General features: G+C 37.8%; 23 protein-coding genes. 12 read left to right on the forward strand and 11 right to left on the reverse strand.

Annotated features, from left to right (window positions below):
- Positions 1-22 precede the first annotated feature (22 nt).
- Genes bioD through KRODI_RS04605 form a run of 3 tightly spaced genes read right to left on the reverse strand, consistent with a single transcriptional unit; the run spans position 23 to position 2,276 of the window.
- Positions 23-652: a dethiobiotin synthase gene (gene bioD / locus KRODI_RS04595; protein WP_013750411.1), complete on the reverse strand. Its 630-nt coding sequence runs from the start codon at positions 650-652 to the stop codon at positions 23-25.
- Positions 639-1,055 carry a DUF2007 domain-containing protein gene (locus KRODI_RS04600; RefSeq protein ID WP_013750412.1) on the reverse strand — a complete coding sequence of 139 codons (417 nt, stop codon included), beginning with the start codon at positions 1,053-1,055 and terminating at the stop codon, positions 639-641. Before KRODI_RS04600 ends, bioD begins: the two co-directional genes overlap by 14 nt.
- Before the next feature lie 36 nt (positions 1,056-1,091).
- The gene (locus KRODI_RS04605) at positions 1,092-2,276 is read right to left on the reverse strand and encodes an aminotransferase class I/II-fold pyridoxal phosphate-dependent enzyme (protein WP_013750413.1); all 1,185 of its coding nucleotides are present in this window, start codon (positions 2,274-2,276) and stop codon (positions 1,092-1,094) included.
- Positions 2,277-2,361: 85 nt separating this feature from the next.
- Here KRODI_RS04605 and KRODI_RS04610 point away from each other — a divergent pair, with 85 nt between their 5' ends.
- From KRODI_RS04610 to KRODI_RS04625, 4 genes are all read left to right on the forward strand, one after another.
- Positions 2,362-4,134 (forward strand): M61 family metallopeptidase, encoded by a 1,773-nt coding sequence (locus KRODI_RS04610; protein WP_013750414.1) that lies wholly within the window; start codon positions 2,362-2,364, stop codon positions 4,132-4,134.
- A gap of 130 nt (positions 4,135-4,264) precedes the next feature.
- Positions 4,265-4,771 carry a hypothetical protein gene (locus KRODI_RS04615; protein ID WP_013750415.1) on the forward strand — a complete coding sequence of 169 codons (507 nt, stop codon included), beginning with the start codon at positions 4,265-4,267 and terminating at the stop codon, positions 4,769-4,771.
- A 9-nt stretch (positions 4,772-4,780) separates the two neighbouring features.
- Positions 4,781-5,254 (forward strand): DUF2975 domain-containing protein, encoded by a 474-nt coding sequence (locus KRODI_RS04620; protein ID WP_013750416.1) that lies wholly within the window; start codon positions 4,781-4,783, stop codon positions 5,252-5,254.
- A gap of 3 nt (positions 5,255-5,257) precedes the next feature.
- Positions 5,258-5,470 carry a helix-turn-helix domain-containing protein gene (locus KRODI_RS04625; protein ID WP_013750417.1) on the forward strand — a complete coding sequence of 71 codons (213 nt, stop codon included), beginning with the start codon at positions 5,258-5,260 and terminating at the stop codon, positions 5,468-5,470.
- Between the two features lie 81 nt (positions 5,471-5,551).
- Here the strand turns inward: KRODI_RS04625 and KRODI_RS04630 are convergent, their stop codons facing one another.
- The 5 genes from KRODI_RS04630 to KRODI_RS04650 all read right to left on the reverse strand — a co-directional run bounded on the left by KRODI_RS04630 (position 5,552) and on the right by KRODI_RS04650 (position 12,131).
- On the reverse strand, positions 5,552-5,830 hold the full coding sequence (locus KRODI_RS04630; RefSeq protein ID WP_013750418.1) for a F0F1 ATP synthase subunit epsilon: 279 nt from the start codon (positions 5,828-5,830) through the stop codon (positions 5,552-5,554).
- A 48-nt stretch (positions 5,831-5,878) separates the two neighbouring features.
- Positions 5,879-7,387, reverse strand: a complete 1,509-nt coding sequence (atpD, locus tag KRODI_RS04635; RefSeq protein WP_013750419.1) for a F0F1 ATP synthase subunit beta — start codon at positions 7,385-7,387, stop codon at positions 5,879-5,881.
- 307 nt (positions 7,388-7,694) lie between these two features.
- Positions 7,695-9,542 carry a glutamine--fructose-6-phosphate transaminase (isomerizing) gene (gene glmS / locus KRODI_RS04640; protein WP_013750420.1) on the reverse strand — a complete coding sequence of 616 codons (1,848 nt, stop codon included), beginning with the start codon at positions 9,540-9,542 and terminating at the stop codon, positions 7,695-7,697.
- An 11-nt stretch (positions 9,543-9,553) separates the two neighbouring features.
- Entirely contained in the window at positions 9,554-11,311 is a 1,758-nt protein-coding gene (locus tag KRODI_RS04645) for a DUF4270 domain-containing protein (protein ID WP_083811790.1), read from the reverse strand.
- Between the two features lie 7 nt (positions 11,312-11,318).
- On the reverse strand, positions 11,319-12,131 hold the full coding sequence (locus KRODI_RS04650; protein WP_013750422.1) for a glycogen/starch synthase: 813 nt from the start codon (positions 12,129-12,131) through the stop codon (positions 11,319-11,321).
- Positions 12,132-12,241: 110 nt separating this feature from the next.
- Between KRODI_RS04650 and panC the strand changes: the two genes are divergently transcribed.
- The 7 genes from panC to KRODI_RS04685 all read left to right on the forward strand — a co-directional run bounded on the left by panC (position 12,242) and on the right by KRODI_RS04685 (position 20,042).
- Positions 12,242-13,090 (forward strand): pantoate--beta-alanine ligase, encoded by an 849-nt coding sequence (gene panC / locus KRODI_RS04655; protein WP_013750423.1) that lies wholly within the window; start codon positions 12,242-12,244, stop codon positions 13,088-13,090.
- A 21-nt stretch (positions 13,091-13,111) separates the two neighbouring features.
- Positions 13,112-13,462 carry an aspartate 1-decarboxylase gene (panD, locus tag KRODI_RS04660; protein WP_013750424.1) on the forward strand — a complete coding sequence of 117 codons (351 nt, stop codon included), beginning with the start codon at positions 13,112-13,114 and terminating at the stop codon, positions 13,460-13,462.
- A gap of 53 nt (positions 13,463-13,515) precedes the next feature.
- Positions 13,516-14,421 (forward strand): YbhN family protein, encoded by a 906-nt coding sequence (locus KRODI_RS04665; RefSeq protein WP_013750425.1) that lies wholly within the window; start codon positions 13,516-13,518, stop codon positions 14,419-14,421.
- Between the two features lie 47 nt (positions 14,422-14,468).
- On the forward strand, positions 14,469-15,614 hold the full coding sequence (locus KRODI_RS04670) for an alpha/beta hydrolase (RefSeq protein WP_013750426.1): 1,146 nt from the start codon (positions 14,469-14,471) through the stop codon (positions 15,612-15,614).
- 228 nt (positions 15,615-15,842) lie between these two features.
- The gene (locus KRODI_RS04675; protein ID WP_013750427.1) at positions 15,843-17,273 is read left to right on the forward strand and encodes a LuxR C-terminal-related transcriptional regulator; all 1,431 of its coding nucleotides are present in this window, start codon (positions 15,843-15,845) and stop codon (positions 17,271-17,273) included.
- A gap of 131 nt (positions 17,274-17,404) precedes the next feature.
- A complete protein-coding gene (gene radA / locus KRODI_RS04680; protein ID WP_013750428.1) occupies positions 17,405-18,775 on the forward strand; it encodes a DNA repair protein RadA in 1,371 nt (456 codons plus the stop codon).
- A gap of 121 nt (positions 18,776-18,896) precedes the next feature.
- A complete protein-coding gene (locus KRODI_RS04685) occupies positions 18,897-20,042 on the forward strand; it encodes a M23 family metallopeptidase (protein ID WP_013750429.1) in 1,146 nt (381 codons plus the stop codon).
- Between the two features lie 92 nt (positions 20,043-20,134).
- On the opposite strand, the gene KRODI_RS04690 is transcribed toward KRODI_RS04685, so the two are convergent.
- From KRODI_RS04690 to KRODI_RS04700, 3 genes are read right to left on the reverse strand one after another with little or no spacing between them, the layout of a single operon-like run.
- A complete protein-coding gene (locus tag KRODI_RS04690; protein WP_013750430.1) occupies positions 20,135-21,169 on the reverse strand; it encodes an aldo/keto reductase in 1,035 nt (344 codons plus the stop codon).
- A gap of 60 nt (positions 21,170-21,229) precedes the next feature.
- Complete coding sequence (locus tag KRODI_RS04695) at positions 21,230-22,213, reverse strand: flagellar motor protein MotB (RefSeq protein ID WP_013750431.1); 984 nt, start codon at positions 22,211-22,213, stop codon at positions 21,230-21,232.
- A 14-nt stretch (positions 22,214-22,227) separates the two neighbouring features.
- Entirely contained in the window at positions 22,228-22,992 is a 765-nt protein-coding gene (locus KRODI_RS04700; RefSeq protein WP_013750432.1) for an exodeoxyribonuclease III, read from the reverse strand.
- Between the two features lie 118 nt (positions 22,993-23,110).
- Between KRODI_RS04700 and KRODI_RS04705 the strand changes: the two genes are divergently transcribed.
- Positions 23,111-26,536, forward strand: a complete 3,426-nt coding sequence (locus KRODI_RS04705) for a hypothetical protein (protein WP_013750433.1) — start codon at positions 23,111-23,113, stop codon at positions 26,534-26,536.
- Positions 26,537-26,543: the final 7 nt, after the last annotated feature.

A 26,543-nucleotide genomic window follows, 5' to 3' on the forward strand; every position in this document is an offset into this window, starting at 1 on the left:
AAAATCCCTAGTTAATAAAGATTTATAGGGCTTGTAAGCTTTCGCGAAAACGTTCTGCATATTCTGCTATTACATTTTCATCAAAATAAGGTTCTTCATCAATGCGACCTATAATGGTAACACCAGTCATATTCTCAATGATTGCCTCCGTTGTAGGATGTTCTTCTCCAGAAAAAATAATCCCCGCCACAGCTAGTCCTCTTGCTTTGAGCAGCTCGATAGTCAATAAGGTGTGATTTATACTTCCTAGATAATGACGAGACACAACAATCACCTTATCTGTAGGCACTATTAAATCGGCTATGGTTTCTGTTTCATTTATAGGCACGAGTATACCACCAGCTCCTTCTATTACTAGAGGTCTAGTCGATTCAGGACGTTTTATAGAGGCGGCAGTAACTGTAATGCCATCAATCTCTGCAGCAGCGTGCGGACTCATAGGTGTCTTGAGCGAATAACTATTATCGTGATATTGCGATATTTCATTATTAACTAAATGCTTTACTTTATGTGTATCACTATTATCAAGATCTCCAGCCTGTATTGGCTTCCAGTAATCTGCCTCTAGTGACTGTGTCACTATTGCTGCAGCTACCGTCTTTCCAACATCTGTAGAGATTCCTGTTATAAAATATGTCTTATTTGATTTCATTAAATTTTGTTTTACAGTTATCACAGCGATACTCGTATTTTGTGTAAAATGGAAGCGCGCCAAAAACAAAACCTAGGAGAAAAGCTCCCAGAGATCTAATATCTGAAACGGTTGTAAAAAGTGCAACTTCCTCACTATTGCAATTGGGACAATGTACAGGCGAACCATCTTCGGTAACAGAATACTCTGAGATTTCACTTAAGATTTCTTTCGCTCTTGATTCTTGATCTGCAGGCACTCGTAGTTTTACACCACCAATGGCATTACTCACTAGCGGATCTGTATCTATTGTATAATTATCTGCTAGAAAAGCCTGAATACCTTCTGCAAGTAATCGACCTTTAAAAATTTGAGCTCCACTTGAGTATTGAAACTGAGCAATGGTTACAAATGTGTTTGACATAGCACAAATATAATCTTCACATTACATATTAGTAAGCTATAACTGTGCTTTTAAAATAGCCAGCAATGCTGTTATTTCATCTTTCGTATTATATGTGTGTAGACATATCCGCAAGCGCTCTTGACCTTCTGGAACTGTGGGAGATAAAATAGGTTTCACTTCAAAATTTTCTTGTTCAAGCTTTCGCGAAAGCGTTCTAACCTTTTCATTACCCATCACCACAGCACAGTGTATGGCTGAATTACTTTCTATGAATAAGCTATCAAGTTCGTGCTTTTGAATCAAACTGTTGAAATAAATTATAAGCTCTTGTAAATTTCCCACTGCTGGTAACTGTGCATCACTCCGCACATCTAATTGCTCGTAAGCGGCCATTATTGTAGCAATGGCATGCGGTGGAAGTCCCGTGGTGTAAATAAATGATCTCGCAAAATTAATAAGGTAGGTGCACAATGGCTCGCTGCATAAAATAGCTGCCCCATGTGCTCCCATGCCTTTACCAAAAGTAATAATACGAGCAAAAGTCTCGTTTTCTAACGCCAACTCCTGCACTAAACCAAGTCCCTTTGTACCTATAACACCCGTTGCATGAGCTTCATCTACTATTAGGTAGATGTTATGTTTTTTACAAAGCTGAGTAATAGCCATGAGATCTGGCGTATCACCATCCATCGAAAAAACTGACTCCGTAACGAGGTATATCGCCGTTGTAGTTTCTTGATCATCTAGGTGATGCATCGCTTTAAGACGAGTGACTACAGTTTCTATATCTGCAATATCATTGTGTTTAAACTTATAACCTCTAGCAAGGCTCATCTGGATACCATCACGTATGCTAGCGTGTATAAACTCGTCGTAAAGAATGAGATCACCGCGCTGTGGCACGCTTTGAAAAAAACCAATATTTGCATCATAACCGCTATTAAATATAAGAGCAGTCTCACTATTATGAACACCAGCAATTAAGGTCTCTGCCTGACTATAAAGGGTATGATTACCAGATAACAGTCGACTGCCGGTGGCACCATTTGCAATAATTTGATGTTCGTCTAAGATCTCTTGTGTTCGCTCTGCAATATTTCTAGCAATAGGAAGGCTACTAGAAAAACCCAAATAATCGTTAGATGAAAAATCCACCAGACCTAACGAAGTATTAAGTGTTCGCAAAGAATCACTGTCTCTGCGTATGCTAAGTTTTTTCTGTAGTTTTTCTGGTAACATATGGTAAAGATACTTCACGTGTTTGACATATATAACCCACGGAAGTGATCTTAGTTTCTTACTTTTAAATTCTAAATATTCTACTATGAGATTTTTATGTTTCGCCCTTTTACTCACTAGCCTTTGTTATGGACAAACTAATGTGTACGAGATATCTTTTGATAACGCACACCACCATGAAGCGCAGATAGCTATCACTTTTCCTGAACTCAAGAAAAAGACCGTAGTGGTGCGCATGAGTAGATCCTCACCAGGACGCTACGCAATACATGAGTTTGCAAAAAACGTTTTTAATTTTAAGGCTACAAACAGTAAGGGAGAAGCGCTAGAAGCAACACGTCCAGATGCATACTCTTGGAAGATTAAAGATCATGATGGAGAGGTAAACGTGTCATACACACTATTTGCAAATAGAGCAGATGGTACCTACTCACAAGTAGATGAGTCGCACGCACATCTCAATATGCCAGCAACGTTCATGTTTATGGAAGGAGAAGACCACCGTCCAATTGAGATAAATTTTAAACTAAGGAAAGATTTGAATTGGAAGGTAGCGAGCCAACTCAAAAAAATAGACGATGCACGTTACAGCGCACCAAACTTGCAGTACTTTTTAGACAGCCCTACAGAGGTAAGCGATTACAAGCTTAGGGAATTTAAAGTAGATGGTCAGAACATACGTTTTGCATTACATAGTGATGACACCTCAGAAGATTTTGACACCTATTGGGACAAGGTAAAAGCTATTGTACTGGCGCAAAAAGAGGTTTTTGGAACGTTGCCTACCTATGATTTTGGCGAGTACACTTTTCTTGCTTGTTATGCTCCTCACGTATCTGGAGATGGGATGGAACATCGCAACAGCACGATTCTTACAGACAGAGAGTCACTAGCAGCTGGAGGAATGGATGGAAATATAGGTACTGTATCTCACGAGTTTTTCCACTCTTGGAATGTAGAGCGCATACGCCCTGCAGATTTAGAGCCTTTTGACTTTACAGCGGCCAATATGAGTGGCTCACTTTGGTTTGCCGAAGGTTTTACAAGCTATTACACAAATCTTATACTTGCCCGCGCCGGTGTTATCACTAGTGAAGACTATGTAAAAAGTCTCAACGGGACGTTTAACTATGTATGGAACTCACCTGCACGTGACTATTTTAACCCGATTGAGATGAGCTACCAGGCGCCCTTTGTAGATGCCGCGACCTCTGTAGATCCCGTAAATAGAAACAATACCTTTATCTCATATTACTCGTATGGAAGTGTACTCGGGCTTGCGCTTGACCTCTCACTACGCCAGCAAGGACTTAATCTTGACGACTATTTCAAAGTGGTGTGGAATCAGTTTGGAAAAAAGGAAATCTCTTATTCCATACAAGATCTTGAGAATGTACTAGCTGAGTATGCGGGTGACGCTTTCGCGAAAACGTTCTTCTCTCAATATATTTATGATAGTCAAATGCCAGATTATCAAAACCTATTAACAAATGCGGGACTCACAATCACACAAGACGAAACAAAGCCGTACCTAGGAATACGAGTAAACGCCACCGAAACTGGTTTAAGAATTGCACGAGCTACCTCAAAAGGAACACCAGCCTATACAGCAGGCCTTAACGAAGGGGATCTTATTACTGCATTAGATGGCACGGAGTTAAGAACTAGTGAAGCTTATGAAGCCTATTTGAATTCGCTGTCCGTAGGACAGACTGTAGTTGCCAACTATGAGCGATTTGGTAGAAAGCTTACAACTAAACTAACTGTAAGAGCAGATCCTACCTACGCAATAGCAATGGATCCAAAGCCAAGCAAAAAACCTAGCAAGCTCAGAAAATACTGGCTTCAAGAAAAATAAAAAGGTAGCTTTTACAACTTATATCCCCAGTACTAAAACTAGTGTCGGGGATTTTTTATGTGTGATTTTTAAATAAAATTATTGTTTTTCAATAATTTTTATATATTTGTTATTGTAAAACGATAATAAAATGAAAAATTTAGCAATTCTCAGAAAACTGATTTCCATTTACTACTACCTAATGGTAATACTATTTGCGATAGGACTTATTACCATTCCATTGCTTCTATATCTAGGAAAGAAAACTGAGGTTTCTTTTTTTGGCGATCAAATAAACATACACTCGCTTTCCTCCACAAAAACTGCTATCGTTCTCTTTCTTATAGGCTCGCTATACTTGCTATACTTTCTATCCATTAGGTTGATTAAAAATACAGTGGATACCTTAGCTACTGGTGTATATTTTACACAAAAGGTTATCTCTAATTTTAAAAAAGCAGGCAACTACTTTATAGCGATTGGAATTGGAGCAACTATTGTCAAGATTATCGTAGACCTTCTTGTCCTGAGTGAATTAAAAATAAACATCGATGGAGGGATGCTTGTGTTTATTCTTTTTGGGCTTTTCTTTATGTTTTTGAGTGAAGCATTTGCAAAAGCACGGACTATCAATGAAGAAAACAATTTAACTATATAAACACATCAGATGAAAAAAATTAAAATACTTTACGTAGCTACCATTATTATGGCGGTTATGTATATAATAGGTTACTTAACCACATTTGTTGTACTAAGTAGAGCTTCGGCCAATAATGTTTATACAGGGAAAGATCTAGTATTTGGAAGCTATAATATGTACATAAGTGACGCGCAATCTCTACTAATTTTTATTGGCTTAATTGTCAGTATACTTAGTCTAAAAAGCATAATTAAAGAGGGCTACTTTTCAATAAACGCCAAAAAATTAATGAGTATAGCAGGATACATCTTTTTCTTCTCAGGCGTCTTGATGACCGTTTTAGATATTATAAGAGTTCAAAGTGGAGGCGACCCAAACATAATGATGGGAATTATTTTGATGGATTTTATGTTTGCATTACTTGGCTTTATAGTTCTAATTATTGCAGATATGGCACAAACTGGATATCAACTCAAATCTGAAAATGATCTAACTATATAACCTATGCCTATAACTATTAACTTAGACAAAGTACTGGCAGATCGTGAGATGAGGAGTAAGGAGCTTGCAGAGATTGTAGGTATTACAGAAGCAAACCTCTCTATCCTTAAATCTGGTAAGGCAAAGGCAGTGCGTTTCTCTACGCTTGAGGCGATCTGTAAGGCCTTGGATTGTCAACCTGGAGATATACTAGAATATACCACAAAAGACACATAATACATTTTAAAACTTTTTCTAAAACAAAAAAAGCCCAAATTCTAAGAAGAATTTGGGCTTTTAAACTTATTTCACTGCGCTTTAATCTGCTAGCACAATCACTTTATTGTTGTTCATCTCTACAGTGCCACTTGCAATTACAAGTGACCATTTACCGTCTGATGTTTTGGTAAATTTACCTTCCTGACCTGCAGCAATTGTAGGATTTCCTTCAAATTTTACAGTTCCTGCTCCTAGTAAAGAAACAGTTGCTGCGTGATTATCTAACATTTGGTATTCACCATTTACACCTGGTACAGTAACCGATGATACTTCACCGCTTACTAGAGATGCCTCTGGAGTTACAATTTCTAAATGCATAGTTTATAATTTATAGTACGCTTTCGCGAAAGCGTAATTAAAAATCTCTTAAGCCTCTTGAAGCATTTTTTCTCCTGCTTCGATTGCTTCTTCGATAGTTCCTTTAAGGTTAAATGCTGCTTCTGGAAGATGATCTAACTCTCCGTCCATAATCATATTAAATCCTTTAATAGTTTCTTTAATATCTACTAGACATCCTGGGATACCTGTAAACTGCTCTGCTACGTGGAATGGCTGAGAAAGGAAACGTTGTACACGACGTGCACGTCCTACTGCCATTTTATCTTCTTCAGATAATTCTTCCATACCTAAGATGGCGATAATATCTTGAAGCTCCTTATAACGTTGTAACAACTCTTTTACGCGTTGTGCAGTGTTATAGTGTTCGCTTCCTAATATCTCAGCAGTAAGTATACGTGATGTAGAGTCTAGAGGATCTACCGCTGGGTAAATACCAAGCTCTGCAATCTTACGTGAAAGTACTGTTGTTGCATCAAGGTGAGCAAATGTTGTTGCTGGTGCTGGATCTGTTAAATCATCTGCAGGTACATAAACCGCCTGTACAGATGTAATTGACCCTCTTTTTGTTGAAGTAATACGCTCTTGCATCGCTCCCATCTCTGTTGCAAGAGTAGGCTGGTAACCTACGGCAGATGGCATACGTCCAAGTAGTGCAGAAACCTCAGAACCTGCTTGTGTAAAACGGAAGATGTTATCTACGAAGAAAAGTACGTCTTTTCCTTGTCCTTCTCCTGCTCCATCACGGAAGTACTCAGCTATAGTAAGTCCTGAAAGTGCAACACGTGCACGTGCTCCAGGCGGCTCATTCATTTGACCGAAAACGAAAGTAGCTTTAGAGTCTCTCATCCCTATTTTATCTACTTTAGAAAGATCCCATCCTCCTTCTTCCATAGAGTGCATAAAGTCATCTCCGTATTTGATAATACCAGACTCAAGCATCTCTCTCAAAAGATCATTTCCTTCACGTGTGCGCTCTCCTACTCCTGCGAATACAGAAAGACCACCGTGACCTTTTGCAATATTGTTAATCAACTCTTGAATAAGTACAGTTTTACCTACTCCTGCTCCACCGAATAAACCAATCTTACCTCCTTTTGCGTAAGGTTCAATAAGGTCAATTACTTTAATACCTGTAAAAAGTACTTCTGTAGATGTTGATAAATCTTCAAATTTTGGTGCGCTACGGTGTATTGATAAACCAGCATCACCTGCCTTAGGCAAGTTATCCATTCCATCAATAGCATCACCTATAACATTAAAAAGGCGTCCATAAATATCTGGACCCACAGGCATTTGAATAGGCGCTCCAGTCGCAACTGCATCTACCCCACGGCTTAATCCATCTGTAGAGTCCATAGAGATTGTACGTACTGTATTTTCCCCAATGTGTGACTGTACTTCAAGAACAAGTAGTGCTCCGTTTGAATTTGTAACTTCTAGTGAATCGTAGATTTTTGGTAACTCAGATCCGCTCTCGAAAGCGACGTCTACTACCGGGCCTATAATCTGTGCAACTTTACCTGTAACTTTTGACATTAGTATCTATTTAATGTTTAGCGAAATAAAAGCGAAAAAATTATCGTTTTTCGTGGTGCAAAGATACTGTTTAATATTTTATACAAAAATGCAAAATGTAAGTTTTTATAAGCCTTTTCATGATATTCATAATTCAGCGATTAAAGAATATACACGGCGGCTGTAATAATTTGATTTTCTTTAAAATAGATGCAAAAGAAAAGGACTTATCCAGCTTCTAGCGAATAAGTCCTTTTGTAAAAAAATAAATAATCTAGTTAGCCAGCATTCTAAAATGCCCTAAGCAAAACAGTAGATTATTAAAATATTACTCCACCGTAACCGATTTTGCCAAATTACGTGGTTGATCTACATTTTTACCAAGCATCAATGCTATGTGGTAAGATAATAACTGTAACGGTATAGTAGCCAAAATTGGAGTAAGTGGTTCTAGCGTTTCTGGAATCTCAATTACATGATCCGCAAGCCTCTTAACCTCCGTGTCACCTTCTGTAACAATACCGATAATCTTACCGCTACGTGCTTTAATTTCTTCTATATTACTTACTACCTTTTCGTAATGTCCTTTTTTCATTGCAATAACAAAAACTGGCATCATTTCATCTATAAGTGCAATAGGTCCGTGCTTCATTTCTGCCGCCGGATAACCCTCTGCGTGGATGTAAGATATCTCCTTAAGCTTAAGAGCTCCTTCAAGTGCTACTGGAAAATTATAACCACGCCCTAAATAAAGAGCGTTAGGTGCATCCTTATATTGCGCTGCAACAATCTCTGCTTGATCATTACATTTTAATGCTTTCTCAACTTTTTCAGGGATACGCTCTAATTCTTGTAGATAACTTCTAAACTCAGAATCGGCCATTTTACCTGTTGCTTGAGCAAGTCTTAAGGCGATTAAAGTAAGTATTGTTATCTGAGTAGTAAAAGCCTTTGTAGATGCAACACCAATCTCTGGACCTGCATGTGTATATGCTCCTGCATCTGTTATTCTAGAAATAGAAGAACCTACAACATTACAAACACCAAAAACAAACGCTCCTTGCTCTTTAGCAAGTTTAATTGCCGCCATTGTATCTGCAGTTTCTCCACTTTGAGAAATTGCTATGATAACATCATCCTTAAAGACTACTGGGTTACGATATCTAAACTCTGAAGCATACTCCACCTCTACTGGTACACGAGCAAACTCTTCAAAAATATACTCAGCTACAAGTCCTGCGTGCCATGACGTACCACAAGCTATAATAATAATACGTCGAGCATTTTTAAACTTCTCTATATTATCATCAATACCTGCCATTTTGATAATACCCTCCTTAACAAGCATACGCCCACGAAAAGTATCCTTAATTGCCTGAGGCTGCTCGTAAATCTCCTTAAGCATAAAGTGATTATAACCACCTTTTTCTATTTGCTCAAGATTAAGCTTTAACTCCTCTATATACGGATCAACTAAAGAATCATCTTTAATTTTACGTACTTTTAATTTCTTATGATTGCGTATTACCGCCATCTCACCATCTTTAAGATAGATGGTCTTATTTGTGTACTCAATAAATGGCGTAGCATCTGAAGCAATGAAGAATTCATCTTCTCCCACTCCAATAGCAAGAGGACTACCTAAACGGGCAACCACAATTTCGTCAGGTTTTGTTTTATCAAAAACCGCAATTGCATAAGCGCCTATGGTTTGGTTAAGTGCAATTTGCACCGCCTTCCCTAGCTTAACTCCTTCATTTTTCTTTACATCTTCAATTAAGTTTACCAATACTTCTGTATCAGTATCTGATTGAAAAGTGTAACCACGTTTTATAAGCTCTTGACGCAAAGCGTCATAGTTTTCTATAATTCCATTATGAATGATTACCAACTCTCCAGAATTGGACAAATGCGGATGGCTATTCACATCATTAGGAACGCCATGTGTTGCCCACCTTGTGTGCCCAATACCTATACCACCAGTCGTAGAAATTTCTGACTCTAGCTTAGTACGCAAATCAGCAACTTTACCTTTTGTTTTAGAGAACTTTAAATCAGTACCATCATATAATGCAATTCCCGCACTATCATAACCCCTGTATTCTAGTCTCTCTAAACCCTGAACAACTACTGGATAGGCATCTCTATGCCCTATATAACCAACTATTCCACACATACTTTAAATTATTACAATCCTAAAGCTAAACCACAAGGGCTGTTAGGATCAATTTCTTCTGTTATTGTATAATACAATCTTAATCTTAATTTCTTCTCTTCATCAGAACTCGCAGTTCCATGTAGTATAGTTCCCTCTGGTGAGATTACTCCAGAAAACGGAACTCTCTGCCCATCTTGAATACCTCCCGTCCCACCTATCAAGGCAGTATTATCAATAGTGACATTCTGAGAGACAGATAAAGCTAATCTCACATTTGTAGAATCATTTTTAATGATATTATTTATGTGCTGGGTAAGACGTATTCTATAGCTAACTCCGTTACTTGAAAGATCACCGTCAACTTCTCTGGAAAGTCTTCCCAAGTGGTTTGTTCTCGTATTAACAGCTCCACCTTCGCCAGTTGTATTATCAATAAGTGCATCTAGCAAGGTAGCATTATTATCATAATCATATATAAATACTCTCTCTGGCTCTAATTCTCCATTACTACCAGCACTTAATTCATCTTGTTGAACGTAAAATTGCAAGTTTGCTTCATTTACAATTATATTACAAGCTCTTAGAGCCTCTAGCTGATCTGCAACACCATTATCGTCCTCATCTGCACCAAATAAATCAATTAAAGCAATACTACCATCACCTCCTTTTAGATATAAATTTTCTTCACCATCAATTACATTTTGAGAATCATTAAAACTAGTAGATCCTATAGGGCTCTGACTAAAATCGTTGTCGTAAGCGATTGCGCGAACACCAGAAGACCTTAAAGAAATATTCCCAGTTCCTGTTGAGACTGTTTCTCCAGAGTCATCTGTTGTAGAATCTTCATTAGTAAAAGAATAATATATAGTGACGTTCAAGTTTGCTACATCAAATAAAATAGCACTCCCCTTATCATCTATAGCTTCTGCTTTAAGATATAACCCTCTAAAATAATCATTGAATGTATTTTGATTTAACAAAGTACCTTGACCTTCTTGGTCAATAATTGCCTGTTTCCAATAATCCAAAACAGCGGCATCGGCAGCATTGCCATTTGTGTACGAAAGTCTAATTCTAGGACTTAATCTATCCACATCATTAGTTCCATCTGGATTACCAGCATCGTCAAGATTTGGCGTAGTTAATATGATTTCGCTAGCATCTAGCACAAAACCCTCTTCTTGCATACCACCAGTACCCTCATCGCGAACCTCAAATAACAAGTCTCCTTCTACTCCTTGAAATTCAGAAATTTCATTAGAATAATATATTGCTGAGCTTTCAAAGTCTTCTGCAGGGTCTAGACTATTTAAAAAGAAATTTGATCTGTAAACAGATAATTTCATTTGACCTGGAGTGTTACCAAAAATAGAGTCTAAAGTATACGTTGAATTTCCATCTGTATCTGTTTCTTCTAATGAAGAATAATACGGAAGTGAAAAAACTACAGAATCAATTTCAGTTTCATCACCAAAATCAGGATTATTACTCGATAAAGAAACTTGAGTTAGTAATGAGCTAGTAGTTGATCCATAAGTTGGGTCTTTATAAAAACCAACAACTCCAACGGACGTACCGCTAGTTTGAACCCCATTAAAGCCTGAAGCATCGGCATAATTACGACTGTAAGCCGCTATTTTTAAATCTTGAGCAAGCTCTGTATCAAAATTGACCTCTCCCACAATACTAGTTCCAATAGAACCAAACTCGTCCTCACAGGAAATAATCAACAGCGCAAGTGCCAAAACCATGGCTGCTTGCTTAAGCATTTTATTCAATCTCATAATTAGTCTATTCTTCTAAAACTTGAGTAGTGTAAAAATCTTCGTAAGCCTGAGGAAATTCCTCTTTCTTCTTATACGGCAAAACAGGAATTTTAGTCGTATTAAGGATTTTCATTAAGTTTTCATTTAATTCTTGAGAACCTACGATTGCAGCATCACTATTCTTGATAGTAACCTTCATTAGATTTTCATAAGTAGGATCTTCTAGTTCTTTGATAGTCTCTGGATCAATTCCATCAAAAGCAACTTTATTAAGAAGCTCTTCATTGAGAGCCCCTTCAAATCCTTGATTATATATAGAAGTTACTATTTTACTTTGTGCAAATAATGGTTCACTTGCATAGTAATGCTTAAGGTATAATGGCAGTAAAGATGCTAGCCATCCCTGAACATGAATAATATCTGGCGCCCAGTTCAGTTTTTTTACCGTCTCCACAACACCTTTTGCAAAGAATATAGCACGCTCGTCGTTATCAGGAAAAAGATTTCCATCTTCATCTGTAAACGTAGCTTTACGCTTAAAATACTCTTCGTTATCTATAAAATATACCTGAATACGCTCCTTAGGTATAGAAGCAACCTTGATAATAAGTGGCATATCAAAATCATTGATAACCAAGTTCATTCCAGATAATCTAATTACTTCGTGTAGTTGATGTCTACGCTCATTAATATTACCGTAACGCGGCATAAATATGCGTATTTGCCCACCCTTGGAATTAACCATTTGAGGAGCTTCAAACGACATAGAGGCAATCTCGGTCTCTGGGAGGTATGGAATCACTTCAGATGACACGTACAATATCCTCTTATCTTTCATATATGTAAAAATTAGGTTGTTAATCTATTCAAAAAACACGCAAAAGTACAAATTTTTACGCACTTAGTCTTAATATTAGTAAGTTTGCATCCCGTTAAAATTATAATAAAGTGCAAGCAATAACAGCTCATAAACAGATTTCTAAAATCGTTCATCAAGCAAAAAGCAATGGCAAATCCGTAGGTTTTGTCCCTACAATGGGCGCCCTACATCATGGACATGCATCACTTATTGATTATGCATTCAAAGATTGTGCCCTAATCATAGTAAGCATTTTTGTTAATCCTACACAATTCAATAACGCCTCAGACTTAGACAAGTATCCTCGCACTCTCGATAAAGATCTAGACTTTCTAGCCCATTATGGAGATAAGGTAATAGTATACGCACCAACGGCTACAGAAGTCTATGGGAATGAAGTTTCATCTACCCCTTATAACTTTGGAACCATAGAGAAGGTTATGGAGGGAGAGCACAGACCAGGACATTTTGATGGTGTAGGCACTGTTTTAAATCTTCTTTTTAGACAAGTAAATCCGGATAAAGCGTATTTTGGAGAGAAAGATTATCAACAGCTTGCCATTGTGCGTAAGCTTGTAGAAAAAGAAAAGCTACCTATAGAAATTATAGGCTGCCCTATACATAGACAAGAAGACGGCCTTGCCATGAGCAGTCGCAACGCACGACTTACTGAGAATCAACTTGCTATCGCGCCTTTTATTTATGAAGTGCTGCGGTATGTGAAGAGTAATTTTGACAGACACTCTGCGATACAATTGAGAAGGTATGTTTCAGCGGCTTTTGAGAAAAAGGAAGGTCTCGAGCTTGAATACTTTGAGATTGCAAATATTAAAAATTTAAGTACGCTTTCGCGAAAGCGTAAAAACCAACAATACCGAGCTTTTCTTGCCGTTTATGCTGGTGAGATTAGACTTATAGATAATATAGCCCTAAATTAAACTTATTATTACCTTTGCCCTATGCTAGTAAATGTTGTAAAATCAAAAATACACCGCGTTAAAGTAACGGGTGCCGAGTTACATTATATAGGAAGTATTACCATTGATGAAGACTTGATGGACGCTTCAAATATAATTGAAGGAGAACGCGTACAAATTGTAAATGTTACAAACGGAGAACGTCTTGAGACGTATGCAATCCCTGGACCAAGAAAGAGTGGAGAAATCACCTTAAACGGCGCGGCTGCTCGTAAAGTTGCAAAAGGTGACACGCTTATCTTAATTGTATACGCCTTTATGGAAGTAGAAGAAGCAAAAAAGTTTAAACCTACTTTATGCTTTCCTAATGAAGAAACAAACTTGCTCAACTAACGTTGATAAGTAATAAACATAAAAGTCTCGCACTTAAAATTATACTCCCACTTGTGGGAGTTTTTTTGGTTTGGTACCAACTCAGTAAAATGACTGCGATAGAGCGCAGCGATATGTGGGAAGCAATAAAAATGGTTAATCCATTATGGATTCTTATCTCGCTGCTATTTGGTTTGTTAAGTCATTTTTCAAGAGCCTACCGTTGGAAGTTTCTCTTAGAACCGCTAGGATACAAGCCTAAGTTTACTACCAGTTTTATGGCTATTATGATTGGCTATTTTGCAAATACCTTCATCATTAGATCTGGCGAAGTTTTACGAGGCGTAAGCCTTTCTAAAACAGACAACATTCCTTTTGAAAAAGCCTTCGGAACTATTGTAGCAGAGCGTATTGCAGATCTTATCGTACTGCTTCTCATTATGACTACAGCCGTAGTTTTACAATCTACAGCGCTCATAGCTTACTTTAAAGACAATGCGAACCCCACTGGATTCATTATACTAATTGCTGTAGGTCTTACTGCTGGAATTTTTGGTTTGCGATTACTTAAAAAGTCGTCACATCCTTTTATTCAGAAAATCAGAAACTTTGGACTCGGACTTCTTGATGGAGTAAAAAGTATTTTAAACATGCAGCATAACATTGCATTTATACTACATACTGTTTTTATATGGGGAATGTATGTAGGCATGTTTTGGATCATGAAATTTACGGTGCCTGGAACCGCTGAAGCGCCATTAGGAGTTATTCTTGCTTCCTTTGTAATAGGTGCATTTGCAATGAGTGCTACAAATGCAGGAATGGGATTATACCCCATAGCTATGGCGGCAATATTCACTTTTTTTGGATTTGAGGATGGTGCAACATTTGGCTGGCTCCTCTGGGGAACTCAAACTATTTTTAATGTAATTATAGGAGGCATTTGCGCACTTATCTTGCTACTCATTAAAAGACGGTGATTTTTTATATTTTAGGACTATCCTAATAACTAAAAAGTTATTCCCACATGAAAACAAACCTACTTACCCTAATACTCTGTATTTACAGTGTACTAGCTTCTTCTCAAATTGATTATGAAGAGATTCAATCAGAAATTCTAGGCACAGCCAGACAGCTTAAAATACAGTTACCTCGCAATTATGACGAGAATATAGAAAAATCATATCCTGTAATTGTAGTTATGGATGGTGACTACCTATTTGAACCCGTGGCTGGTAATGTAGATTATTATAGCTACTGGGAAGAAATGCCACAAGTAATTGTAGTAGGCATTAATCAAGTAGACAGTAGAGATGATGACACCTTTTATGATGATGTAAGCAACCTCCCATCTGATACTGGAGCTTCATTCTTTGAATTTTTAGGCTTAGAAGTAATGCCTTATCTCGATGAAAATTACAGAACTAGTACGTTTAGAATCGCAGTAGGTCATGATATGACAGCAAATTTTATGAATTACTATTTAATGAAAGATCCCGCACTTTTTCAAGGATACATTTCTTTAAGTCCAGATCTAGCACCACAAATGGAAGAGCGCCTTGTTGCTAGATTAGGGCAGGCACAGCAAAAAATATTCTATTACCTCGCAACAGCAAGTGACGACATAAGTGTACTACGCGACCCTATTATCCAACTAGACGTTCAGATTAAACAAGTACAAAATGAGAATGTTCAATATACTTTTGACAATTTTGACGGAGCAACGCACTACTCACTCGTGGGTCGCGCTATACCAAAGGCACTAGAAAACATGTTTTCTATTTATCGCCCTATTAGTAAAAAAGAGTACAAAGAGAAGATACTACCTAGCGAGTCTCCTTTTAATTATCTCATAGATAAGTATGCAACGGTAAAAACGCTTTTTGGCCTAGATGACCCTATACGTGTTAATGATTACGTTGCAACAGCCACAGCTTTAGAAAAAAAAGCCGACTGGGAAGGTCTGGCTAGTTTAGGACAGCTAGCTCGTAAGCAATACCCAGAGACTATGCTAGGTAATTACTACCTAGCTCTATCTCTAGAAAAGGCTGGGGAACCTAAGAAAGCGATGCGCACTTATCAAAATGCATTTCTTTTAGAAGAAGTATCATTTCTTACTAAAGATTTAATGCTTGATCGAGCAAATAAAATTAAAGAGGATTTTGGGTATTAATTACCCTACGGATTTATGTATTGTAGAAGAAAAACTCAAGAAATCATTTACTTACTAAAATAGCTTTCCATACCTCAATCCACACTGTAATGTGCAAAGCATAAAAATCTCAATTATGAGATGCAAAACACCTATACTCTTGGTATAGGTTTTACCTAAACCACCGCTTTTGGTGCAAATAATAGGGATTACACTAAAAATGTACCCAAAGTATCATATCCTGAGACATTGAGAAATACGGCTTATATATTATTACTATCAATTCTTTTCTTAAGCCATTTTTTTGCACACAGTCAAGAAATAGATAAAGCACTAACAATCTCTTCATTTTCTTACGTAAGAGACATAGATCATATAATCACAAAATCTACAGTAGACTCAAAAGAATTTGAGCCAGTTAATGAAAAAGATCTCAACTGGGGAAGTGAGAACGGATGGTACTGGTTTAAAATATCTGTTAATGTTAGTTCGGGTAACGAGGGGTTATATCATTTTAAAATACCCTCAATCCATGTTAAAAGTTTTTCGTTATTTATGGCCAATTATAATAACATAATTCACCTAGGCACTTCTGGAAATGACATACCAATTCACAAGAAACCAGAGCTAGAAAGGCTAACAAGCGTTCCTACCTATATGAGAGAAGGTATTAATACTTTTTATATCCAAACCTTCTTTTGGCATGAAGCCTACTTCCCACTTACCATTATTAACGACAACACTTATCTACGCAGCAACATCAATTCAGTTGGATTCTCTGGAGCATACTTTGGTTTTGCATCATTAGTTATTATCCTTAACATATTTATGTTCTTTACTTTTAAGGAACGGGTTTATATCTACTATGTACTTTTTCTGTTTGTTACCTCTGCATCTATTTTTTACGATGATGGATTCTTTTCCTACTTCTTTCCTGATCTTATCACACACTATGATTTCATTGAGATGCTTTTACATTGGTTATGCGGTTTAATGGCCACCCTTTTTAGTTTTACTTTTTTGAGAATAGGCACCATACTTCCACGCATAAAAATCTGGTTCTATCTCGCATTAATTATCTCGGCAGGACTTTACATAAGCAGTCTCATATTTGAAAATTTTTACTTGTTTAGTATTGCCGGTTACGTGCTTTCTTCTCTACTTATAGGATGCTGGGTGCTCTGCTGGTACGTTGCTACAAAATATACCTATGCCTATATAATAGTAGTTGCATATCTCATTCTACTTTTTTCATCTATTGCTCATTTTGCTCTTCCTGTAACCGGGTTCCAGTTTATTAACATCACTTCAAATGAAGTAAAATTAGGAGGGATTACAGAAATGCTTGTCCTAAGCGCAGCACTTTTATATCGATTCAAATATTTGAAAAAAGAGAATCATGACATCAGAAAAAAGCTAGAGCATTATGTAAAAGAACTACAGGCTACAGCAGACACAAAAGAAAGAACTTTACAAGAAAGTGTCGCTCAACTAAGCACAACACACAATTTATCAAAGCGCGAGACCGAAGTACTTCTTGAACTATCTAAGGGCTACACAAATAAACAGATAGGTGAAGAACTTCATATATCAATTGCCACTGTAAAGTTCCATACTAGTAATATTTATGCGAAACTTGACGTCTCAAATCGATCAGAAGTGATTGAAAAAATAAGTTAAAGGAAAAACGCTTTCGCGAAAGCGTAAAAAACACCTCTACTTCATACTCCTTCATCAACACTGATTTTAATCAAATATTCCATATCAAAACAAGGGATGATTTGCTAAATTAGCCTAAAGTTTAACTCTCAATGGCCAAAATAAAAACTACCTTTTTCTGTCAAAACTGTGGCACACAGCATGCCAAATGGCAAGGCCAGTGTAATGCTTGTAAGCAGTGGAATACCATTGTTGAGGAGGTTGTACAAAAAGCAGATAAAAAGGACTGGAAGTCTGAAACCGCCAAGGTTTCTGGACTTACACGCACCAGCAAACCCCTTAAGATTGCCGATATTTCTACCGCTTCTGAGGCTAGAATGAATACTAAAAACGGCGAACTTAACCGTGTTCTAGGTGGTGGCTTAGTTCCTGGATCGCTTACTCTTCTGGGTGGAGAACCTGGAATAGGAAAAAGTACTTTGCTACTACAGATATCCCTAGCGCTACCTTACAAAACACTCTACGTTTCTGGAGAGGAAAGTCAGCAGCAAATAAAAATGCGTGCAGAGCGTATTAATCCAGAAAGCGACCAGTGTTATATCCTTACAGAGACAAAAACTCAAAATATCTTTAGGCACATAGAAGAGATGCAGCCAGATATTGTGATTGTAGACTCCATACAAACACTGCATTCTGACCATATAGAAAGTACCGCTGGAAGTATCTCACAAATACGTGAGACTACTTCAGAGCTGATACGATTTGCTAAGGAAACTGCAACACCTGTAATTCTTATAGGTCACATCACAAAAGATGGAAACATCGCTGGTCCAAAAATTCTTGAGCATATGGTCGATACCGTTCTCCAGTTTGAAGGAGATCGTAACCATGTTTATAGAATTTTAAGGGCGCATAAAAACCGTTTTGGAAGTACTAGCGAACTAGGCATCTATGAGATGCAGGGCTCAGGATTAAGAGAGGTGAGTAATCCAAGCGAGATTCTCATTTCAAAAAATGACGAAGACTTGAGCGGTACAGCAATCGCAACCACAATGGAAGGTATGCGACCGCTCATGATAGAAATTCAAGCACTTGTGAGTACCGCAGTATATGGAACACCACAACGTAGCTCGACAGGATATAATGTTAAGCGACTCAATATGCTTCTTGCTGTATTAGAAAAACGCGCAGGCTTTAAACTAGGTGCAAAAGATGTTTTTCTCAACGTGACGGGAGGGATCACTGTAGATGATCCTGCTATAGATCTGGCAGTGGTAGCGGCTGTTTTATCAAGCAATGTAGATATCCCAGTAGATAAATCCATGTGTTTTGCGGCAGAGATAGGTCTTGCTGGAGAAGTACGCCCTGTAAACCGTATTGAACAACGCATTGTCGAGGCAGAAAAACTAGGTTTTACAAGCATCGTGATTTCAAAATATTGCAAAATACCTGATACTAATTATCACATCAATGTGATTAAAGTAGCCAAAGTTCATGATGTCGTGAGACACCTTTTTGGATAAGCTACTAGATAAACGAGCATCATTTTACAGCAGTCTTTAAAAACGTTCACATATAATCAATTGCGTCAACATCTGACTGACGCTTACATGCACATGGCATCTTTTCTGCATAGTGACTGCTATGTTTAAAAAGATACTATACACCTTATTACTTCTTGCCATAATAAGCTGTAATCAAATTCAAAAAGCCACAGACGCCATCACGCAACCCTCGGCTCGCGAAGTTTACGCTCGGGGCTTCAAGAAAGATGATAGTATTTATAAATCATGGGATTCCGCTTTCGCGAAAGCGTATCAAAAAAATTTACTGCCTAAAGACCAAAACGTACTCTCGGGTCTTCCGTATACCACTGTAGGGACTTATTCTTCCAACAATTTGATTCCCTACCGCTATACATTCACACTCGCTGCAGGTGAGATTTTTCATGCAGAAATTGACAACAATGTAGACTCAACCGCCATATTTCTTGATCTTTTCACATGGAAGAAGGATTCTATAATGAATTCAACGCCTAGATTATCCAATGCTTCTAATGAGAAAAAAATTACTACCGAAATTAAGGCTTCAGGATTATACACACTACTTATACAGCCTGAAATAAGCACAAACTCGTCCTTTGCATTAAAAATTTATACAGCACCACAATACAGCTTTCCAGTAAGTGGAAAAAGCAACAAGGCCGTTCAAAGCTTTTGGGGTGCTTCTAGAAGTGGTGGAAAGCGTAGCCATGAGGGTGTAGATATTTTTGCATCTCGAGGGACTCCGGTTATAGCGATTACCGATGGTATTGTCTCATCCACAGGTAATCGCGGTCTAGGAGGTAAACAGGTGTGGTTACGTGACGGTATTTTTGGTCAGTCGCTATATTATGCGCACCTAGATAGCATCATCGCTACTACTGGACAGCGCGTGAAAATAGGAGATACGCTCGGATTAGTAGGCAATACTGGGAATGCCAAAACGACACCTCCACATTTACATTTTGGCATTTATAATCGTACGGGAGCTATTAACCCATATCCATATATTAAAAAAACGGAAATACCCGCAATTTTAGATTCGCTATCTAGCAAATTAGGAGTTCTTATAAACAATGGTACGATGCGATTATCACCAACTTCAACTTCAGAAAAAATTGGCACATTAAAGAGAAAGGATACTGTCTTGTTGCTAGAAAAAACAGGCAATTGGTTTCATGTACGTGCTCATGATAGTTTACAAGGATATCTATATAAAACGGCTATAAAGTCCATTCCATCTACATGATTTTATGTAGATAATTACGCTTTCGCGAAAGCGTGAAAAGAAAAAGGCACGCTTTACAGCGCACCTTTTTTACATACTCCAATTTTCTTTTATCATGGTGCAGGATTCGGTATTGCTGTGTGCACCTCGTCTATGGCTTTTAAAACCTCTTCAGAGAGTGTCACATCTGCACTACCGATGTTTTCTTTAAGTTGCTCCATACTTGTAGCCCCTATAATATTACCAGTTACAAAAGGTCTATCTGTCACAAATGCAAGTGCCATTTGTGTAAGACTTAATCCATGCTCATCTGCAATATTTTTATAACGACGTGTTGCTTCAAAAGCATTATCGTTGTGATAGCGATTGTAGTTAGGGAACAGAGTCACACGCGCATCTTCTGGATACCCGTCTAGATATTTTCCTGTAAGTTGCCCAAAACCAAGAGGAGAATACGGCAGTAAACCTACATCCTCGCGATGTAAGCCTTCTGTAAGACCTATCTCATCCTTTCTATTAAGAAGGTTATAAGGATTTTGAACGGTTACAACCTTTGGCGCACCTTTTCTAGCTTCTTCTACAAAACGCATCAAGCCAAAAGGAGACTCGTTAGACAGCCCTATATTTCTAATTTTTCCTTGTTTTACATAGGTGTCTAGAGATTCAAGAATCTCTGCAATATTATCATTCCACTGCTCATCACCATTATGAACATATCCTAATTTTCCAAAGAAATTTGTGTTACGTTCTGGCCAGTGCAGTTGGTATAAATCAAGATAATCGGTTTGGAGGCGTTTTAAACTCTTATGCAATGCATCATCAATAGCTTCTTTAGAAAACCCAAGATTATCTCTTACAGAAGCAAATGTTGGGCTAGGTCCAGTAATCTTTGAAGCAAGAACAATCTGATCTCGGTTCTTATTTTTGGCTAGCCAGTTTCCTATCACCTTTTCTGTAGCACCGTACGTTTTCTCTTGAAAAGGCACGCTATACATCTCTGCCGTATCAATAAAGTTTACGCCTTGTGTAAGTGCATAATCCATTTGCTCATGACCTTCAGCTTCCGTGTTCTGGCGACCCCAAGTCATTGACCCCAAACAAATTTTTGAGACTTTTATATCTGTATTTGGTATTGTTGTGTATTTCATAAGTATTGGATTTGACGCAAATCATTGCGTCTTTATACAACTATAGAACTCTCGTTTTATCTAATCAATATCATTAAGCAAAGCCGTCACCTCATCAAGTTTAGGTGTTAAGATTACTTCTATACGTCTATTTTTTGCTTTATTCTCTGCTGTATCATTTTCGGCTACGGGAGCATATTCTCCACGGCCCGCTGCTGTTAGATTCTTAGGGTCTATATCTCTGTTTGTGCGTAAAATTTCAACAATAGCTGTTGCTCTTTTTGCAGAGAGGTCCCAGTTTCCAGCTAGATTTCCGCTGCCTCCGTAAGGCACATTATCTGTGTGTCCCTCGATAAGCACAGCGATGTCGGGATTATCTGCTAGCACGCTACCTAATTGCTTTACCGCCTTTGTTCCGTTTGCGCCTACTGTCCAGCTACCAGAATCAAATAAAAGCTTGTTTTCTAGCGACACATATACCTTACCATCACGTTGCTCTACGGTAAGTCCTTTTCCTTCAAAGTCTGTAAGTGCTTTTGAGATAGATTCTTTAAGCACTCTCATTGTAGCATCTTTTGCTGCAATGACACCTTCTAGCTCATCTACTCTCGCAGAGCGTTCTGCTAGATCCTTTTGTAACTTTTCAAGACGAGTACGTTCTGCTTCAAGAGCAGCAGTTTTTTCGGCAAGATCGTTTTGTTTTGTTTCTAGTTCGGCTAGAAGTTGTCTGTTTTTCTGAGAATTTTCGGCTATAGTCGCACTACTATTAGATTCTAGTGCATTATAACTTGCTTGTAGTTGCTCTAGATTAGCTTTCGCGGAAGCGTTCTCACCTTCTAACTCCTCTACCCTAGTCATACTTGTGGCTAAGTCTTTTGAGACCTTATCATAAATCTCGTTCCTTTTATCGAGCTCAGCTTTCAGGTCCTTAACATTATCTTCAAGGCTACGATTATCCTTGCGCAACCTGCTATAGCTTGCTTCAAGATCTTTAAACTTTTTTGCAGGAACACAAGAAGTAAGTGCGCTTATCGCAAGTATTATAAGAAGGGATTTTTTAAACATTGTATTCATTTGTTTTAAGATAATTTTAGTTCTACCATATGCGGGCAGTGGTCACTGTGCACAGCATCAGAGAGAATAACAGCACGTTCTATATTATTTTTAAGAGGCTCGCTTACCATGTTATAATCAATGCGCCATCCTTTGTTATTTGCTCGCGCATTTGCACGATAACTCCACCATGTGTAGTTGTCTGGCTCTTTGTTAAGATGACGGAAAGAATCTATAAAACCACTATCCATAAAGTTACTTATCCATTCACGCTCTACGGGTAAAAATCCGCTCACGTTTTTATTACGTACGGGATCGTGAATATCTATAGCTTCGTGACAAATATTATAATCTCCACCTATCACAAGATTTGGAACATCCTGCTTAATCTTGTTTACATAATCTTGTAATAACGACATGTATTCCAGTTTATGCTCTAAACGGGCAATATTTGTTCCTGATGGCAAGTACATGCTCATCACAGAAACATCGTCAAAGTCAACTCTTATATTTCTACCTTCAAAATCCATGGATTCGATTCCCGTTCCATAAACTACATTTTTAGGTGTTTTCTTTGTGAGAATAGCCACACCACTGTATCCTTTCTTTTGTGCGCTAAACCAGTAATGCTCATATCCTAGACTTTCAAAAACTGCTGTATCTACTTGGTCTGGCGTTGCTTTTGTCTCTTGCAACAGCACCACATCTGGATCTGTATGTTGCAACCAGGTGGCAAAATCTTTGCGTAAAGCTGCACGGATACCGTTTACATTATAAGAGATAATTTTCATAGTATGCTGTATTGGACTGCTAAGTTATAAATTAGGTTTTTCCACACCTCGTAAAAAACTTATAAAGTTTACCTTTGAGTCATTGTAATATTTACCTCAGCCTAGAGTTTTACTATTGATGCGCGTATTTTACACAGTTCTTTTACTATTATGCACCAGTGCTGTTCTAGCACAACAAACGCGTACCAAAAGAATTGTAGTAAGAGACTCTGTACTTTTAGATTCTGTAAGTATTAATCCATCCTTATTTAAAATTACCACGCTACAAGGCACAAGGATAGACAGTACAGCTTATAGTGTTGATTATGGAAAAAGTATCATTACGCTTAGCGCGAAAAATGGAGCACTTCCAGATTCTCTCATTGTAACGTATAAAGTTTATCCAGATTTTCTCACGCGTGCTTACTCTCAGTATGACCCTAGCCAGATTGTGACGAGTACTGGGAGCCTTAATAAGGTGATAAGCCTAGGTGAGGACAGGAGAACAAATACTGTCACTCCATTTTCTGGCCTTAACGTGAGCGGAAGTATACTGAGAGGAGTCGCTGTAGGCAATAGTCAAAACAGCACCTTAAACTCAGAGCTTGACTTACAAATAAGTGGAAAGCTAAGTGAGCGCGTTACCTTACGCGCTTCTATACAAGATGCAAATATACCTAGCCAGCAAGGCGGATACTCTCAAAATCTAGATGAGTTTGACCAGGTTTTTATCGAGCTATTTTCTGATAATTGGAATATAAGAGCTGGTGATATTAATCTAGAAAACAAGGACACCTATTTTGGTAGGTTTACAAAGAAAATTCAAGGCTTATCCTTAGGTGGAACCTTGAATCACTCAGATGATAAACAAACAGACTTACATGCTTCTGGAGCTTTAGTGCGAGGTGTTTTTACACAAAGCACTTTTACAGGGCAAGAAGGCAATCAAGGTCCTTATAAACTCACTGGACCTAATGGTGAGTTGTTTGTTTTGGTCGTTTCGGGTAGTGAGACTGTTTATGTAAACGGCATTCCGCTCACACGTGGAGAAAGCGAAGACTATATTATCGATTATAATGCTGGAGAGATTCGATTTAATGCGACTTATCCCATCACTAGTGAAATGCGCATTAATGTTGCCTATCAATTTTCTGAACGTCGTTACACTCGCTTTCTGGCGTATGGAGGAGGAAGCTTTCGCGAAAGCGATAAACTCAAAATATCTGCTCACGTATACTCAGAAAGTGATGCTAAGAATCAACCACTACAACAAAATCTCACCTCCGAACAGGTTGCTATTTTACAAGGTGCTGGTGATGATATGCAAGAAATGATTGCCCCTAGCGCAATCTCAGACACCTTTGATGAAAATAAGATTCTCTACAGACAGATTGTTGTAAATGGCGTCGAAGCTTTTGAATTTAGCGCTGATCCTGAAGAAGATTTGTTTCAAGTACGTTTTACTAATGTAGGAGAAAACCAAGGAGATTACATTTTAAGCACGACAAATACTTTACAGCGTACATTTCAATATGTTGCCCCTATTAATGGTATTTCGCAAGGTTCTTTTGCTCCTCAAGTACAACTTTTTGCTCCTACCGTATTACAATTAGGCGTAGTAAATGGAAGCTATACGCCCTCAGAAAAAACTACGATAAACTTTGAAGCTGCGGGAAGTAACAATGACACCAACACATTCTCTACGCTAGATGATGATGACAATAATGGTTATGCTGTACATGTAGACGTAAATCAGCTGCTATATAAAACGGATAGTTTATCCAGCTTTCGTACTTTTGGGAGTTGGGATTTTATACAAGAAGATTTTAGAAGTATTGAAGGGCTCTACAATATAGAATTTAACCGAGATTGGAATGTCGAGAACTCACTAGCACAAGCGGGTGGAACCTTATTAGGAACTCAACATTTTACTACGGTAGGACTCAATTATGCTCATGCAAAACATGGTGCAATTACCTATCAATTTCAACATCTAAATTTTCAAGATGCTTATAATGGTTTCAGACACAGCTTAAATGCCAACTGGGAACTAGGCAAATTGAGAACTGCGATTAATGCAAGTACGCTTAGTACAGATGATGTACAACTCAATACAGACTTTACACGAGCAGACGTAAATGCAATTTATGGTTTCAAAAAATCATGGATAGGCGCTTCATTTAATATGGAGGACAACGTTAGAGTCACAAAGAGGAATGACTCTATAACGGCAAATAGTCAGCGATTTAGTGCTTACAAAGCTTTTGCTGGCGTGGGAGACAGCACAAACGTCTATATGGAAGCTGGATATAAATATCGTGTAAATGATAGTGTGCGACTTAATCGCATAGCACGTGTAAATACATCCAATACATATTACTTAAAATCTCAATTAATAAAGAATGAGAAAACCAACGTTTCGCTCTTTTTGAATTATCGTAATCTCAGCTATGAGGATCAACGAGAAGATGAGAATTCGCTCAACTCAAGATTGCTGTATAATCAACGATTTGCAAATGATATCATCCGTCTCAATACTGTTTTTGAAACCAATAGTGGTACTCAACCTCAGCAAGAATTTACTTTTATTCAAGTAGACGAAGGTCAAGGAACACATACATGGAATGATTACAACGGAGATGGCATACAAGAGCTAGATGAGTTTGAGATAGCCCAGTTTCAAGATCAAGCAGATTATGTGAGAATATTACTGCCCAACCAAGTATTTGTAAGAACTCACCAAAACAGATTAAGCCAGCAACTCACATTACAACCTGGACAATGGTCTGGACTTAAGGGAATAAAAAAGTTCCTCTCTCACTTCTACAATCAATCTAGCTACATCTTAGATAAACGAGTGTTGCGCACTGATAACGATTTTAGTCTCAACCCATTTAATGAGGATGAGAATGAAATAGGAGCCACGGTTAACTTTAGAAATACGCTATTCTATAATAGAGGAAAGCAACGTTACACGACCTCCTATTCATATCTATCAAATACATCAAAAATTCTTCTTTCTACGGGGTTGCAGGAAAGTATGATACAAAGTCATCAACTTAACTTTTTACACAAAGTAAAGGAGAGTTGGCTTTTTAATGTTCAAGGAGATCTAGGTGCAACAGAAAGTAATACAGAAAACTTTGTCTCTCGTAATTTTAACATCGATAATATCGGCATTAATCCTAAGCTCTCATATCTTTTTGGCAAACAGTCGAGAGTTTCGCTATTTTATGAATATCAAAATAAGAATAACACATCAGGAGAGCAGGAACAGCTTGACCAGCAGAATCTTGGCATCTCCTTTGCATTAGCAGATTTAGAAAAAGTATCTTTAACTGGGGAGTTTACGTATATCAATAACGATTTTCGCGGAAGCGCATTTAGTCCAGTTGCATATCAGATATTAGAAGGATTACAACCAGGAACAAATTTTACTTGGAATGCTATTGCACAAAAAAGGATCACCAAATTTTTAGATTTGAATGTATCATATTTTGGGCGTAAAAGTGAAGAAACACGAACGATTCACACAGGTAATATCCAGATTAAGGCTTTCTTCTAAATTTTGA

Source organism: Dokdonia sp. 4H-3-7-5, assembly GCF_000212355.1.
GTDB lineage: Bacteria > Bacteroidota > Bacteroidia > Flavobacteriales > Flavobacteriaceae > Dokdonia.